6 protein-coding genes are annotated in these 16,785 nt (G+C 70.7%); 3 read left to right on the top strand and 3 right to left on the bottom strand.

Annotation, left to right across the window (positions count from 1 at the left end; translation table 11 throughout):
* Positions 1 to 51: 51 nt before the first annotated feature.
* Complete coding sequence (locus ACFV3E_RS13140; protein WP_500534770.1) at positions 52 to 906, top strand: spermidine synthase; 855 nt, start codon at positions 52 to 54, stop codon at positions 904 to 906.
* Here ACFV3E_RS13140 and ACFV3E_RS13145 read toward each other — a convergent pair.
* Positions 846 to 2,192, bottom strand: coding sequence for an MFS transporter (locus tag ACFV3E_RS13145; RefSeq protein ID WP_500534771.1), 1,347 nt, complete (start codon positions 2,190 to 2,192; stop codon positions 846 to 848). The two genes, ACFV3E_RS13140 and ACFV3E_RS13145, sit on opposite strands and share 61 nt — an antisense overlap.
* A 122-nt stretch (positions 2,193 to 2,314) precedes the next feature.
* On the bottom strand, positions 2,315 to 3,286 hold the full coding sequence (locus tag ACFV3E_RS13150; protein ID WP_500534772.1) for a DUF8017 domain-containing protein: 972 nt from the start codon (positions 3,284 to 3,286) through the stop codon (positions 2,315 to 2,317).
* Positions 3,287 to 3,358: 72 nt separating this feature from the next.
* Here ACFV3E_RS13150 and ACFV3E_RS13155 point away from each other — a divergent pair, with 72 nt between their 5' ends.
* Entirely contained in the window at positions 3,359 to 3,811 is a 453-nt protein-coding gene (locus tag ACFV3E_RS13155) for a DUF4442 domain-containing protein (protein WP_500534773.1), read from the top strand.
* 70 nt (positions 3,812 to 3,881) lie between these two features.
* Here the strand turns inward: ACFV3E_RS13155 and ACFV3E_RS13160 are convergent, their stop codons facing one another.
* Positions 3,882 to 7,847 carry a LamG domain-containing protein gene (locus ACFV3E_RS13160; RefSeq protein ID WP_500534774.1) on the bottom strand — a complete coding sequence of 1,322 codons (3,966 nt, stop codon included), beginning with the start codon at positions 7,845 to 7,847 and terminating at the stop codon, positions 3,882 to 3,884.
* Positions 7,848 to 8,308: 461 nt separating this feature from the next.
* Between ACFV3E_RS13160 and ACFV3E_RS13165 the strand changes: the two genes are divergently transcribed.
* Positions 8,309 to 16,666 carry a ricin-type beta-trefoil lectin domain protein gene (locus tag ACFV3E_RS13165; RefSeq protein WP_500534775.1) on the top strand — a complete coding sequence of 2,786 codons (8,358 nt, stop codon included), beginning with the start codon at positions 8,309 to 8,311 and terminating at the stop codon, positions 16,664 to 16,666.
* Positions 16,667 to 16,785 lie beyond the last annotated feature (119 nt).

Raw genomic sequence — 16,785 nt, forward strand, 5'->3', positions numbered from 1 at the left:
GGTCCGGGGGTTCCGCCCCCGGGCCCCCCGGTGTGCTGGGACAATTGCGGAGTGGAGGACGACGGACGCATACCCGTGACCCAGGACGTGGACTTCGGCGCGGCCAGGCTGCTGCCGGACGTGGACCGGCCCGCGGGCTGGCTGCTCACGGTCGACGGGGCCCCTCAGTCGTACGTGGACCTGGACGACCCCACCTACCTGGAGTTCGAGTACGCGCGGCGCCTCGCCCACGTGCTGGACGAGGCCGCGCCCGAGGGCGCGCCGCTGGACGTCGTCCACCTGGGCGGCGGCGCCCTGACGCTGCCCCGCTACACCGCCGCGACGCGGCCCGGTTCGCGGCAGCGGGTCGTGGAGGCCGACCGGGCGCTCGCCGCGCTGGTCGCGGTCCGCCTCCCGCTCGGGCGAGGCGGCGACGGCGTGGCGATCACGACGGACGACGCCCGTGCCTGGCTCGAGGCCGCCCCGGACGCGTCGGCGGACGTCGTCGTGGCGGACGTCTTCGGCGGTTCGCGGGTGCCGGCGCACCTGACCTCGTACGAGTTCGTCACCGAGGCGGCCCGGGTGCTGCGTCCCGGCGGGGTGTACCTGGCGAACCTCGCCGACTCGGCGCCCTTCGACTTCCTGCGGCCGCAGATCGCGGGCCTGCGCGAGCTGTTCGGCCAGGTGTGCCTGATCGCCGAGCCCGGGGTGCTGCGGGGCCGCCGCTTCGGCAACGCCGTGCTGGCCGCGAGCCGCGCCCCGCTGCCGGTGGACCGGATCGCGCGGCGCACCGCGTCCGACGTCTTCCCCGCCCGTGTGGTGGACGGCGACGCGCTGGAGGTGTTCGGACGGGGGGCGCGGCCGGTCTACGACAAGGACGCGGTGCCCTCGCCGATCCCGCCCGACGGTTCCTTCGGCGTCGGCTGACCGCCCCGTGCGACCGCCCGCCCGCCCGCGGGGTCTTCCACGCGCCGCAGCCGCCGCACCTCGGGGAGGGTGAGCACCGCGCCCGTGAGCAGCACCGTCAGCCCCGCGCAGCCCCACAGCGCCCCGTTCAGGCCGAAGGCGTCCGCGGCCGGGCCCGCCAGGGCCGTGCCGATCGGCATCATGGAGACCGAGCCGAACCAGTCGTAGGCCGCGACGCGGGAGAGCTTGTCCTCGGGGATCTCCTGGTGCAGCGCCATCATCCAGGCCACGCCGAACACCTCGATCGACAGGCCGGCGACGAGCATCGCGCAGGCCAGCAGCGGCACCGGGAGCGCCAGGGCCAGCGCGGCGGCGGGCAGCGAGAACGGGAAGACGCAGAGCACTCCGGCGAGCAGGATGCGGCGCGGCCGCCAGCGGAGCATCAGCAGCCCGCCCAGCAGGTTCCCGACGCCGAACGCGGCCAGGGCCGCACCCCACGGCCCGGCACCGCCGAGGTGCTCCCGGGCGACGAGCGGCCCGTACACCGCGTCGGCAGCCGTGATCACGGCGTTGACGACCGAGAACTGCACCACGATGCCCCACAGCCAGCGCCGTGAGACGAACTCCCGCCAGCCGTCGCGCAGATCGCCCAGCAGACCGCCGCGCAGACCGCCGCCGCGACGCTCCGCGCGGTCGCGCAGCGTCGCCGGGGACACCCGCAGCAGCGCGCGCAGCCCCGCCGCGACCGCGAAGCACGTCGCGTCCACCGCGAGGACCCAGCCCGGTCCGGCGAGGGCGACCAGCGCCCCGGCGAGCGCGGCGCCGCCGACGTTCGCCCCGTTGACGCCGAGCCGGAACACCGCGAAGGCGCGGCTCGCGTGGGCGGAGTCGACGGTCGAGAGCAGCATCCCCTCGTTGGCGGGGGCGAAGAAGGCCTGCCCGGTGCCGCCCAGCGCGGACAGCACGGCCATGTGCCAGATCTCGGCCCGGCCGGTCAGCACCAGGACCGCGAACAGGCCCTGCGAGACCGTGTTCAGGCAGTTGGCGGCGACCATGACCCGGTGCCGCGGCAGCCGGTCCGCGACGGCGCCGCCGATGAGCAGGAAGACGACCAGGGGCACCGTCCGCGCTGCGGCGACCAGCCCGATCTCCGTACCGCCGCCGCCCGCCTGCAGGACCGCGAACGCCGACGCGACGACGGCGCCCGAGGCGCCGAGCCCGGTCACGAAGGCGGAGGCGGCGAGGAGCCGGAAGTTGCGGCCGGCCCAGTCCGGGAAGCGCGGCCGGTGGGAGACGTGGCGTTTCACCCGGGGACTATCGTCGCTGGGCCGTTCTTTGGCAAACCCATTTCCGGGCGACGGCCGGGCCCCGCCCGGGGCCCGGCCCGAGCCGGCCGGATCGGGCTACGGCCTCAGCCCCGGCCCCGGCCTCAGCCGACCAGTCGGACGCTGTCACGGACCTTGGCCACCGTCCCGGCGTCGACCGCGCCCGCGTAGCCGCTGTCCACGACCAGCAGCCAGGAGCGGACCTCCTTGTCCTTGCCGAGGAAGGTGAAGCTGTACGAGGCGCCGTCGGCCGCGCACGAGCCCTTCATCCCGGTCGCGCGCGTGGAGGCGATCCAGCCGGGCACGCCCTGGGCGTTGGTGTAGGCGCGGGGGGCGGCCTCGGTGAGTTTGGTGCGGCCCTCCTTGTTGTACTTGCCGTACGCCCAGTTGTAGGCCTCGTTGGCGGCCTCGGACTTCAGGCTCTTGGCGCCCTTGCCGCCCTTCACGCCCGCCAGGCCGCGCTCGTCGGTGCCGCACCACTTCTCGTCGAGGACGGCAGCGCCCCCGGTGACGACGCGGTTGTCGTCCCACTCGTAGCCGATGAGCAGGCCCTGCGGCTTGACCGTCCAGCCCGCGGGGACGTCGTAGGCGACGCCCATGTCACTGCGCACGACGGTCTGCCAGCCGGGCACCACGGGCCTGATCGTGTCCTCACCGGGGTTGCCGCGGGCGTCGTCCGGGCCGGGGCCCTGCTCACCCTCCTCGCTCCCGGACGCGGAGGGCGTGGGGGCGGGGGCGTCCGGGGCGCTTTCCGAGGCGACCGGCGAGCCGCTGCCGGACGGGCCGGCCTGCGGGCCCTTGTCGTCGCCGGTGAGCTTCACGGCGACCAGGACACCGGCGGCGACCACCGCGACCGCGGCCACCACCGACACCGCGACCACCGCGCCCCGCCGCCCCCCGGGCGGCTTCGGCCCACCCGGCCCCGGCGGCGGCCCCCACATCTGCGGAGGCTGCTGGTAGGCCGGGTGCTGCTGCGGCTGGTACGGGTCGGGCTGCTGCTGCCCCCACTGGGGCGGATTCTGCGGGGGCTGCTGCGGATACTGCGGTTCCCCCGGCTGCTGCTGTCCTGGCCACATGGCTGGGAACACTAGGGGTTGAGCGGCCGCGGTTCCACGGAAGCGCTGATTACCTGCTGGTAACATCCGGCCATGTCCGAGAACCAGCCCCAGATAGGCGAGCTCATGGCGGCCACCGTGCCGATGGCCGCCACCCTCAGCATCGAGTTCCTGGAGACCACCGCCGAGCGCGCCGTGGTCCGCCTCCCCGACCAGCCCGCCTACCACAACCACGTCGGCGGCCCCCACGCTGGCGCGATGTTCACCCTCGCCGAGACCGCCAGCGGCGCCGTCGTCCTGGCCGCCTTCGCCGACCAGCTCTCCCGCGCCGTCCCCCTCGCCGTCCGCGCCGAGATCGGCTACAAGAAGCTCGCCATGGGCCCGGTCACCGCCACCGCCCGGCTCGGCCGCCCCGCCGCCGACGTCATCGCCGACCTCGACAAGGGCGAGCGCCCCGAGTTCCCCGTCACCGTCGCCCTCGCGCGCGAGGACGGCGCCGTCACGGGCGAGATGACCATCGTGTGGACCCTGCGCCCCAACAACTGACGCGGTTGCGGGAGGACCCGTCCCGGCGGTGGGGCCGGAACGGGTCCTGGAGGCGGTGCGGCCGAGGCTCTCAGTCGAGCTGGACGACCTTGGGGCTGTCACCGGTGCCGGCGGCGTCAGCGGGAGGCAGCGCCGTGGGGTAGACGCGGATGCCGCTGAGCGCCGCGTTGGCGTACTCGGCGTAGGTGCCGGCGGCGAGTTTGCGGCCGATCTGCAGCGGGCCGGTGGCGTTCCAGGGGGTGTAGGTCCAGTCCCTGGTCGCCGAGAGCCGGCCGTTGACGTACAGACGGACTTCCTTGGCGGGGGCGTCGTAGACGCCGACCAGGTAGGTCCACTGTCCGGTGACCGGCTTGCTGCCGTAGGCGGCTCGCCAGACTCCGCTGGTGGTGTCGGTGCTCCATCGTCCGAAGGCCCAGGCTTGGGCGCCGGAGGAGTAGTAGAGCTGGAAACCGTTGTTGACGGTGCCGCTCTGTGAGACGAACGTGCTGTTGGCGGAGGCCGAATTGAGCTTGACCCAGGCGGAGACGGTGAAGCTCTTCGACGTGTCCACGGCAGGTCCGGACGCGGCACCGTAACCCGTGGTACCGCTGAGGTTGAGCACCTTGCCGCGGGCGGCGTCGGTGGTCCAGTTGTACGCACCGGTCAGAGTGGTACCCAGGGTGCCGGTGCTGTCGGCCGTCGTGCTGCCGGTACCTTCCGCGAGCTTCCACCAGTGGCTCGCGGTGTCGGTCACGGAACCCAGCGGGACCGGGGAGGCGAAGGAGTAGGTGGGCGGTGAGGTCAGGACGGGGCTCTGGCGGTAGTTGTACTCGATGAGCTGGCCCGACGTGTCGACGGTGTAGAGGTCGGGAATCCCGTCCGGTCCTCCGCCGTTCGTGCCGGTCGCGACCGGGCTGTTGACGTCTCCCGGGGAAGCCACGACCGGGAAGGCCGCCGGGGCGAGGGTGAGCCCGAGAGCGGTGTGGACCGTGGGATGGAGCAGGGCAGGTACCAGGGTGTCGCCGTCCACGGAGAGCGGGTAGCTGTACAGGGCTCCGGTGGTGTTGTCACGGGACCACAGGACGGGACTGCCCTTGAAGGTCCCCGCGGCGATCAGGGTCTGCCCGGTCCAGTCGCCGTCGCCCAGCAGGAGCGGGTTCTTCAGGTGGTAACCGCCGTCGGACTGGTAGATCCACAGCTCCTTGTTCTCGACGGTGATGACGGCGGAATAGTCGTAGCTGTTGCCGAAGACGTTGCCCGGGGTGATGAGTTGGCTGACGTTCCAGCCCTGGCTGTTGTAGTCGGTGCCGCGGCAGCGCGTGTCGTCCGCGACGACGTCGGACGGCGCGCATGCGTCCTTGGTGACGACGTCGAACCTCTCGCCGATGAAGCCGCCGAACGTGGAGTAGGGAATCCTCGGGAACGAGGCGTCGTCGACCGGGTCGAGGTCGTTCTTGACGACGTAGAGCTGCTTGCTCACCTTGTTGTAGGCGAAGAGGTCGTCGACATCCGAGCCGTGGAGGTTGCCGCGGTGGGCGATGAGGTAGTTGTTCCAACCGGTGTGGTCGGGTGAATCGGCGGCGGTGGCCACGGTGACCGGGCCGGTGACCGGTGGCGGCGTGCCGGTGACGGGCCCGATCTGGACGGCGCCGGTGTTCTGGGCGGGGTCGAGGTTGCCCGGGATCATGTTGAGGTCGCCGGTCTTGGTGGTGGCGAGCAGGTCGGGCACGCCGTCCCCGGAGATGTCACCCGGCTTGATCTTGGTCGCCGGGTTCCAGGGGACGGTGTAGGTGTAGCCCGAGACGTTGGTGGAGATGTTGCCCGCCTTGTCGACGGCCGCCACGTACAGGGTGTGCACGCCCCAGTCCGTGATCGGCACCGTCACCTTGCCGGTGGACCGTCCCTGCGCGTCCGTGCCGGTGATGCCGGCGCTGGTGCCGTCGGCCGCGGTGGGCGCCGAGTCCAGCTGCCACAGGAAGTGGTCCATTCCGCTGGACCTGCAGGGACCCGGGTCGCAGGTGGTGTCCGCGGCGGCGTTGTCCGCGGCGGCCACGGTGAAGTCGGTGGTCTTCCCGACACCGGCGTACACGACCTTGTCGGCGTCCACGGGCCCGGATCCCACCGGAGGGAAGGACGGGTTGGTGGTCACGTCCGGGCTCTGCGGGGCGGTGAAGTCGGTGGTGAACCAGCAGTGCTCCGACTTGGCGGACGTGAGTCCTTGGCTCGAGTCGTCCTCGGCGTAGACGTCCCAGCCGTACTGGTGACCGTCCTTGAGGGTGGCGCCGATGCCCATCGGAGCATCCGCTCCGGAGGCGAGGAAGGAGCTGTCCGGAGTGGAGACGGCGGCGCCGTTCCCGTCCCCGTCAGGGTCGATGGTGCGGTCCCAGACGTAGTAGTGCGCCTTGACGTGCTCGCCGGACATCTGGGTGGCGACGGTGGAGTGCAGCGTGATGTTGCTGCCGGCGTCGGAGTACGTGGTGGCGCCGATCCAGCCCACACCGCTGGTCGTGCAGGGTGCCGAGGCGCCGGTGGCGGCCGGGGTCATGTGCAGGTTGTCGGGCACGTCCGGCGGTATGTCGAACTTGGTGGTGAGGGTCAGCGTGGTCGACATCCGCAGGTAGTCGTCGTTGCCCGAAGTCTGCGACTCGTTCCCGTACAGGCCGATCGTCCAGGTGTTGGAGGCGGCGCCGAAGGTGCCGTCCGCGTCGTAGCCGTCGCCGTCCTGGTCGGCGATCTTCTGGACCGCGGCGGTGACGTTGAAGGTCGCGGTGCTGTTGCTGCACGAACTGCTGGAATTGGCGCCGCTGGGCACGGTGTCGGTCACCGGTGGGAACGCGGTGTCGTGGGCGCCGGGCCTGGACAGCCAGTCGGTGCCGGAGCTGATCGAGTTCGTCGTGTGCAGCGTGACCGGCTGGTTCTGGCTGCAGGACCAACTCGCGGCATAGGTGGTGGAGATCTTCACGGAGGCGCTGTCGACGACGAACGCAGGATGGAGTCCACCGGTGTTGATCGCCCAGTACGAGCGCTCCAGGCCGACACCGCAGGCACCGCCCCAGCGCTGGTACCCGACGCCCTGGCCGTTGGTCTGCGCCTTGTCGTACTGCGGGGAGTTCTCGCAGGTCGAACTGGAGTAGACCTCGGTGTAGTGGCCCGCGGTGGAGGAGACCGGATTGGTGTAGGGGTCGATGAACACCGGATACGTGGTGCCGGGGCCGGTGAGCACGCCGGCGTCCGGGGTCAGCGTGAGGGTGTCGCCGCCGACGGCCACGGCGACCGGCTCGGTGGTGGCGCCCGCGCCGGGCCCCTCGACGGAGGACGTCAGGCCCGCGGCCGGGTCCGGCGTACTGCCGAGTTCCTGCAGCATCACCGGGGTGGTCCCGGAGTCCCACATCAGCGGCTGCGGGCTGGTGTACACCAGGTCGCCGTCGGCGGCGGTGGCCCGCACGTCGCCCGCGTCGGTGGTGGCCAGGGTGAGGCCGCGGGTGTCGGCGGCCAGGGTGAGCTTCCTGAGTTGCGGATCGGCCGCGGCGGCCGCGTTGTGGACGATCAGGATGTCGCTGAAGCCGCCCTGGTCGGTCACGGACACCGACAGATCGACGCCGGGCAGCACGGATCGGTAGAGCGCGGTGTCGCCGCTGACCCTCGGCGCGGGCAGGGTGAAGGGCAGGGTCAGGGTCATGCCGGGGCCGTCGGCGTGGGTGAGGGTGACCAGCGGGCCGTTGCCGCCGCCGGAGAGCGTCACCGCGTTCGGGGTGGCCTTGGGTGCGTACCCGCCGTCGCCGTCGGCGATCAGGGTGGCGTCCACCGGGGTCCAGGAGCCGTCCTTGCGCACCCGGGTCGGCAGAGGGCTGGTCGTGTTGACGAAGGTGCCGTCCGGCAGCGCCTCGGTGGTGGAGGTCTCCGTGGTGAGCGCGTCCACCATGACGGGCTTTCCGGTGGACACGGCCTGTCCCCGCGCGGCGAGCAGAGGGTCGGCCGGGGTGGGGGAAGCGGCAGCGGCAGCGGCCGCGGGCAACGCGGGAAGGGCGGCCAGGAGGGTGAGTGCGGTGGCGAACATCGTGAGACGGCGACGGGCAACGCGTCTGTGACGTATGTGGATCGATGGGCTCAACACGTAACGGGACTTCCTTCGGGTCGCGGACATGACGGACGGCGCTCTGTGCTCGTTCCGTGCCTGGTCGGCTTTGTCGGGCAGTGCATGCAATGCCGGGGGAAGCCCGGTTGCCGCGCGGCAGTGATCATTTGCGTACAGAAAATACACATGAACTTCAAAGTTGATGCACGGTCTGTTCAACGAGATCGCAAAGGGCATTGAGACGCGATCATGGCCCCCCATACCCTCCGGTCGATCACTCGCACGTGTGATCCAAAGACATGACGGTCCCTCAGGACCGTTTTCCTGGGGGGTTGCCCGTGAGCGGCAGACGGCGCTGGTTTGCTGGTGTGTGGCACCGGACATTCCTCGGCAAGCTGGGTCTCTGGACAATTCCGGTTGCCCTTTTCGCGCTGCTTCTTCCCGTGACGATCGCCACCGGTCTGGGCACTCCCGGATTCTTTCCCCTCCACACCGATGACGCGTTCGGCCGGCACGGTGGGTTCCACTTCGAGGGTTCGGTGTGGAACCCGAAGGCCGTCGCGGACGTCCCGGCTGTGGGAGGGCACGGGCTGCACGCGAAGGTGGCCGGTCAGCCCCGTGGGTACAAGGCGCTCGGGACCTACCGCGCGCAGCCGCCGGTGTGGCCGAAGCCCGGTACCGCCACGGTCGTGCTCGACTCCCACTCCGCGGCGAAGCCCGTCAAGGCGGGCGAACTCCCCGTCTGGGTGGCGTCCGCGGACGCGGGGGACGGTACCGGCGAAGTCCGCGTGCGCACCGCCTCGCACACGCAGACCCTCCGGGCCGGGGCCAACGGCATGCTGCTGGGCATCACCCCGTCCCGTGCGACCGCCGCACGCAGCCGGGTGCGCGTGGTCGTCGACTACGCGGGAATAGCCAGGGCCTACGGCGGAGGCTTCGGTTCACGGCTGCAGTTGGTGCAGCTGCCCGCCTGCGCGCTCACCACGCCCTCGCTCCCCGCCTGCCGGAAGCGCACCCCCCTGCGGTTCACCAACCGCGCCGGCGCCGAGCAGCTGACGGCCACCGTCACCCTGGGTTCCGCGCCCGCCGCCGAACCGGAAGACGAGACGGACGGGGACACGGACGGCGACGCGGACGGGCCGAGGACCATGTCGGCGCACACCGCGCCGATGGCCGCGGACACCGGCACCACGGCGCTCGCCGTCACCTCGGGCAACTCCGGTTCCCAGGGCGACTACGCGGCCACCACACTGTCGGGAGCCGGCACCTGGCAGGCCTCGGCCACCGGCTCGTTCACCTACGCCTACCCGATCTCCGTGCCCGCCGCGATCGGCGGCAACGCGCCGTCGGTCGGCCTCAGCTACGACTCGCAGTCCGTCGACGGCGAGACCTCCGCCCGCAACTCCCAGGCGTCCTGGGTCGGTGACGGCTGGAGTTACCAGGTCGGATACGTGGAGCGCGGCTACCGCGCCTGCGGTTCGCTCCTCGACTCCGACGGCGACAAGATCCTCAAGGGATCGGGGGACGAGTGCTGGGGCGGGGACAACGCCACGCTGTCCTTCGGCGCCCACTCCGGTGTGCTCGTGCCCGACGGGACGGACCCGAGCGTGCCCGGTGAGCTCAAGCAGTGGAGGCTGCAGGGCGACGACGGCACCCTCGTCCAGGAACTGTCCGGCGCCGCGAACGGCCTCCAGGACGGCGTCTACTACCGGGTCCTGACCGCCGACGGCACCGCGGCCTACTTCGGCGCGGACCACTCGCCGAGCGGCCCGGGCACCGGCGCCACCATGCCCTCGAACCCCGGCGACCCCTCCACGCACTCCGCCTGGGGCGTGCCCGTGCTGCATCCGCGCTCCTCGGATCCCTGCCACGACAGCGCCAAGGGCAAGGCCTCCACGTGCGACAAGCCCGAGGGCTGGCGCTGGAACCTCGACTTCGTGGTCTCGCCGACCGGATTCGTGCAACGTTACGACTACACCACGGAGAGCAACTACTACGACCTCGGCGGCGGCCAGGCCGCCGACGGCGACACCGGCACCCTGACCGCCTACACCCGCGGCGGCGCGCTGACGCTGATCTCGTACGGCTACACCCTGTCCGACGAGCAGGCGGGCCGGACCGCCGCGGCCCAGGTCGACTTCGGCCTGGCGCAGCGGTGCCAGACCACTTCCACCTTCACCGACTGCTCGGCCTCGAACCTCAAGGACAACACGGCGACCCACTGGCCGGACGTGCCCTGGGACCTGCACTGCGACTCGACGGACTCCACCAAACTCCCCGACGGGGCGACCGACGTCCCCGACGACGTGTGCATCACCGCGGGGCCCAGCTTCTGGACCACCACGCGACTGGACTCCATCACCACCAAGGTCCACGTGAAGGCGTCCGACCAGCTCACCGCGGTCGACACGTACCAGCTCGGCCAGGTCTACTCCGATGCGGGCGGCACCGTCGACCCGGTCACCGGCACCACGGTGGATCCCAAGGACACCGGAATGCTGCAGGCCGTCATGTGGCTGCAGTCGGTCCGTCACACGGGCAAGGACACCTACGGCAACGGCAACAGCGACATCGCGCTGAACCAGGTGTCGTTCACCGGAACCGAGATCGACAACCGGGTCGACGACGACTCCCCGTCCGCTCCGCCGCTGTACCGGCCCCGCATCTCCTCCATCCAGACGGAGACCGGCGAGTCCATAGCCGTCGAGTACAACGCCGAGCCGTGCGCCGGCAGGACGCTGTCGATGTCCCAGGCGGACAGCAACACCAATTCCTGTTACCCCGTCTACTGGACGGTCCCCGGGGCCTCCAAGCCGATCCCGGACTGGTTCAACAAGGTCACGGTCAACAGCGTGGCCGTCTCCGACCTGACGATCGCCGGCCAGTACAAGCCGGACGCACGGAACAACCCGGCCGGTTCGGAGACCCAGGTCTCCCGCTACAGCTACGCAGGGTCCGCCTGGCATCGCGACGACTCCGACCTGACGGACGACCAGTACCGCACCTGGGACCAGTTCCGCGGCTTCCGTACCGTCACCGTGCAGACCGGCCAGGCTCCCGAGCCCGTCACCCAGCAGACCACGACGTATCTGCAGGGCATGAACGGCGACTACAAGGCCGACGGCACCCGCCGCTCCGTCACCGTGGACGCCAAGGTCGGCGGCAGCACGGTGCTGAGCGTGCCCGACGACGACCAACTGGCCGGCACCACGTTGCAGGACGACTCGTACACGGAGGCAGGTGGCACGGTCGGCTCCGTCAGCGTCAACGGCCCGTTCACCTTCACCACCACCGCATCGGCCGACCGGACGCCGTGGACGGCCTGGACCCAGGAGGACGACCCCGGCGGGACCAAGCCGACGGCCTCCACCCTTCCCCCGCTCACCGCGCACCGGATCAAGGCCAGCAGCTCCCGCGAGTACGAACTCCTCGCCAACGGCACCTGGCGTCACACCACGACCGACACCGGGTACGACGGCCAGGGCCGCGTCTCGACCGTCAACGGCCACGGTGACGGGACGGACCCGGCTCAGGAGAAGTGCGCCACCACCACCTACGCGAGCCCGCCCGCGTCGAACACGATGATGCTGTCCTACGCGGACCGGGTCACTTCGGTGCTCGGAGGATGCGCCACCATACCCGGCGCGACCACGCTGCTGACGGACAAGAAGATCTACTACGCGGGCGACGGGACGCCCGCCGGACTCGGCACCTTCGGCCAGGTCACCGCGGCCGGCCAGGTCACCGGCACCCAAACGGCCACGGGCTTCACCGGCACCACGGAGAACTGGCAGACGTCCTCCGCCATGAAGTACGACGGAGGCGGCCGGATCACCGACGCCTACGACGCCACGGGGCAGAAGACCCACACCGACTTCACCCCGGCGTGGAGCGGTTCCGGCGGCAACACCGACGCCACGGCCAAGGTCTCCGTCAACAGCCAGGGCTGGGAGGTCAAGTCCACCCTCGACGCGCTCCGCGGCCTGCCCCTGCAGAACACCGACGCCAACGGCCGCAAGACGGACATGACCTACGACGCGCTCGGCCGGCGCACCGCGGTGTGGCTGCCCGGCCGGGACAAGGCGGCCGGGCAGAGCGCGGACCGGACCTTCGCGTACTCGATCAACCCGGGCGCCGTGCCGGCACCCGGCGGCACGATCACCCAGCCGGGTGCGCCGTCCACGGTCACCTCCAGGACGCTGCGCGAGGACGGCACCTACGCCACCTCGATCACGATCTACGACGGAATGCTGCAGCCGCGGCAGACCCAGTCCACCGCCATGGGCGACTCCAACTCCGGCCGGGTCATCTCGGACACCTTCTACGACTCGCACGGCTGGCAGACCGCGTCGTACTCGGCGTACTCCGAGCCGGACAACTTCCCCTCCACCACGCTGTACGCGGCCAACGAGAACCAGATCCCCGCCGAGACCACCACGACCTACGACGGTCAGGGCCGCCCGCTCAGGGAGACCCTGTGGCACCAGGCCGTCGAGCAGTGGCACAGTTCCACCGCCTATCCCGGCGCGGACGAGGTCGACACCACGGCGCCGGCCGGCGGGCGTTCCACCGCGTCCTTCACCAACGCCGTCGGCCAGACGGTCAGGACCGTGGTGAAGAACTCCGGCAGCACCGTCACCCTGACGGGAGGCTCGGTGATCCCCTCGGGGACGTCACTGACCTCGGACAGCGTGCGCCTGGCGATGCAGGCCGACGGCAACCTGGTGCTCTCCGCCCTCGCGACGGGCAAGACGATCTGGTCGTCCGGCACCGGCGGTAACACCGGTGCCTGGGCGAGGTTCGGCACGGACGGCAACCTGGTCGTCTACAGCACCGCGGCCGCCCAGCTGTGGACCACGGGCCTGACGGCCGTGACCGGCGCCACGTTCCAGGTGCGCAACGACTCCACCGCCGCGGTCGTCGCCTCCAACGGCTCCACCGTGCTGTGGAAGCAGGGCACCGCGAACGCCGTCGCGTCCGCCGACGCCACCACGCGCTACACCTACACCCCTGCGGGCCAGATCGACTCGATCAAGGACAACGCCGGCAACTCCTGGTCGTACACCTACAACCTGCTCGGCCAGAAGAAGTCACAGACCGATCCGAACACCGGCACCACCACGTTCGACAAGTACGACGTGGCGGGCAACCTGCTGCAGACCACCGACCCGCGCGGCCAGGTGCTCTCCTACACCTACGACTGGGACAACCGTCCCACCGCCGAGTACGCCGCCGCCTGGTCCGCCACTCCGGACCAGTCGAAACTGCTCGCCTCCCGGATCTACGACACCTTGGAGAAGGGTTACGAGACCTCCGCCACGCGCTACGTGGGCGGCGCCTCCGGCAGCGCCTACACCCAGGCGGTCACGGGTTACAACACCGCTTACCAGCCCCAGGGCACCACGCTGACGGTCCCGGCCTCCGACGGGTTCGCGGCCGCGGGCCAGAGCACCGCTCCGACCAGCGGCACGGTCACCTACACCTCCACCTCCGCCTACACGCCCAACGTGGGGCTGCTGTCCACCATCCACTACCAGGCGGACGGCCATCTGCCCGCCGAGGACATCGACTACGGCTACACCCAGCAGGGCAACCTCGACGGCATCGGCGGGTTCATCAACAGCGCCAACACGCCCGCCTATCTCGACGCCACGGTCCACGACGCCTTCGGGCGGCCGCTGCAGGCCAACTACGGCCCGGTCGGCAAGGAACTGGCGACCTTCGCCCAGTACGACGGCACCACCGGGCGGGTCACCCAGACCAGCAGCATGCTGCAGACGTCCACGACCGCCCTGGACGTCGTCAACCTGCGGTACAACCAGGCCGGCGAACTCACCGCGATCGACGACCTGCAGAACGGCACCACCCACGACACCCAGTGCTTCACCTACGACTCCTTCCAGCGGCTGACCGCCGCGTGGACGGACACCGCGGGCATCACCACGCCCGCCACCGCCCCCGTCGGCGCCGTCGGCGGCTGCACCTCCGCCGCGGTGCAGACCACGACCGCGTCGCCGATCCGGACCACGACCGTCGGCGGCCCGGCGCCCTACTGGCAGACCTACACCTACGACCAACTCGGCGACCGCGTCGGGATGGCCAACCACGACACCACCGGCAACGCCCTCAACGACACCACCCAGGCCATCACCTACCCGGGCACCGACGGCACCGTCGCCGCCACCCTGCCCGACCAGGCGGGCGCCGCGACCACCACCAACCCGGGCACCGGCACCGCGACCACCACCTCCACGTACGCCGACCCGGCCTACGGCAACGTGAACGCCGGCGACACCATCAGCCGGAAGGTCACATCCACCGGCCCGCTGTCCACCGGCTTCACCATCTCCGGCGGCGGCAAGCGGTGCATCGAGGACGCGGGCGGGTCGACCACGGCCGGCACCAAGGTGCAGATCTCCACCTGCAGCGGATCCACGAGCCAGAAGTGGACGATCGGCACGGACGGCACGGTGAAGGTCCTCGGCATGTGCCTGGACACCGTCGGCAACGCGACCACAGCGGGCACCCTCGTGGTGATCGACACCTGCAAGACCGACGCCACCCAGAAGTGGAAGGTCACCACCACCGGAACCCTGGTCAGCAACGCCAACAGCGCGGTCTGCCTGACCGACCCGGGGGCCTCCGCCACCAACGGCACCCAGCTGACCATCGCCGCCTGCGGCGGCAGCGGCCAGACCTGGACCGGCGCCGCGGGTGGCGCCATACCGGCCGGCCAGAGCCAGACCTTCACCTACGACGCGGAAGGCCGCACGGCCACCGTCACCACGACGTCCGGCACCCACTCCAACACGAGCAAGTACCTGTACGACGCCCAGGGCGACCTGCTGGAGCAGACCTCCGCCGTCGACGGCGCCGACAAGACCCGCGTCCTCTACCTCTTCGGCGGCGCCGAGCAGATCACGCTCAACGTCACGGCCAAGACCTGGACCGGACTGCGGAACGTCACGGGCCCGGACGGCACCACCGTCACCCGCTCCAGCAGCGGCACGGTCAGCTACGAGGTGGCCAACGGCCAGGGCACGGCCGTCACCGCGATCGACGCCTCCACCCTGGCGGTCACCCGACGGTCCTACGACCCCTGGGGCAACCCTCGGGGCACCAAGCCCGGCTCCTGGGTGGCACCGGACGAGAACCACGGTTTCCTCGGCCAACCCGCCGACGCCACGACCGGGCTCAACCTCCTGGGCGCCCGCAACTACGACCCCCTCCTCGGCCGCTTCCTGACCCCGGACCCCGTCTTCGAACCGGGCGACCCCAACCAGATGGGCGGCTACACCTACGCCGGCGACAACCCGGCGAGCAGCGCGGACCCGAGCGGCCTGATGCTGGCGGCGGCGGACGGCGGTGGCGGCGGCTGCGACTCCAAGTGCATGGCCGACATCAGCAAGTCGGACAGCAGCACGTCGAGCGGCAAGAAGAAGCAGCACCACGGGGGCTGCCACGGCTTCTGGGGCTGCGCCGGGCACTACTTCAAGAAGTCCCTGCCCGTGGTCGAGGTCGTCGTCACCGTGGTGGTCGTGGTCGTCGCCGTGGCGGTGGTTGCGTCTGCCTGCGCCGGAACCGTGGTGGCCGCCCCCGCCTGCATCATCGGGATGGGCGAGGGCGCCGGGATGATCGGCGGAATGTTCGGCGGCGACTGCGCGGCCATGGGCTGCGCCGGAGGGGGAGGCTTCCACGCCGAGGAAGGCGAGTCACCACCCGCCGGAGGCGGCACCGACGCCGCCCCCAAGGCCGCGGCGGAACCGGCCCCTCACGACGCCACCGGCAGTTCCGGCGGATCCGGCGACGCCGCGGCCGCCTCGAGCGCCGGCAAGGAATCCGCGAGCGATTCGGCCGGCACCAACGCGGCCAAGCCCAAGAAGTCCAGCTCCCAGGACGAGGCTGCGGGCGCACAGAAGGCGGCCGCCACATCCGACAAGCCGAGCACCGGCAACTCGGGTACCGAGACACCCACGCAGTGCAGCTTTGCGCCGGACACGCCCGTCCTCATGGCAGGCGGCAAGTCCAAGGCGATCGGCAAGATCAGGACCGGTGACAAGGTCGAGGCCGCCAACGCCCGGACCGGCAAGCACGCCGGCCCCCGCGAGGTCGTCGCGACCCTCGTCCACCACGACAAGGACCTGATCGACGTCACGGTCCGCACCGGCCGCCGCCATACTGCGACGCTCCACACGACCTTCGAGCACCCTTTCTGGGACGCCACCACCCACACGTGGGTCCCCGCGGCCAAACTCAGGGCCGGCCACGCCCTCACCACGGCGGACGGCCACCACGTCCTGATCGCCAAGGTCCGGGCCACCCCGGGTGCGGCCGACCGGTACAACCTCACGGTCCGCGAACTGCACACGTACTACGTGCTGGTGGGCTCGATTCCCGTGCTCGTGCACAACGCGTGCGGTGATCCCATCAGTCCGGATGTCCCGACCAGGGCGCCCGCCGCCGTCGGCAGCGGCGCTCCTGTCAGCACGAACTATCGAGATAACTTCTTCAACGCAAATCCGAGCGTGAAGGAGAGTGATGGGTACTGGGTTCATCATGCCGTGGAGCGACAGGCGCTCAAGAAATATCCCGGACTCTTCACGATTGATGAGCTGAACGCTCCTGAAAATCTGCGTGGAATTCCAAGCAGCGTCAACAGCGATCTCCATCTGAGTCGCATACGGATTCTGTGGAATGGATTCTATGCGGCGAATCCAACGGCCACGAGGCAGCAGGTCTTGGACTATGCGACGTTCATTGACGACTTCCTTGGTGGGGAATTCGAACCGAGAGTTCGCTGACCATTCGGATGTCACCGGCCGGCTCTTTCATCCAACCCCGCCCAGCCTCGGTGTGGCTTAGAGGCGGGGCGGGGTCGGATGTTGTATCCTGACGTCGCAGGATGGGAAATCGAGTGAAG

The organism is Streptomyces sp. NPDC059718, assembly GCF_042733315.1.
Classification (GTDB): domain Bacteria; phylum Actinomycetota; class Actinomycetes; order Streptomycetales; family Streptomycetaceae; genus Actinacidiphila.

Bases quoted from the DNA above. Each gene is read 5' to 3' on its own strand.
- ACFV3E_RS13160 (WP_500534774.1), bottom strand. From the start codon at position 7,847: ATGTTCGCCACCGCACTCACCCTCCTGGCCGCCCTTCCCGCGTTGCCC.
- ACFV3E_RS13150 (WP_500534772.1), bottom strand. From the start codon at position 3,286: ATGTGGCCAGGACAGCAGCAGCCGGGGGAACCGCAGTATCCGCAGCAG.
- ACFV3E_RS13155 (WP_500534773.1), top strand. From the start codon at position 3,359: ATGTCCGAGAACCAGCCCCAGATAGGCGAGCTCATGGCGGCCACCGTG.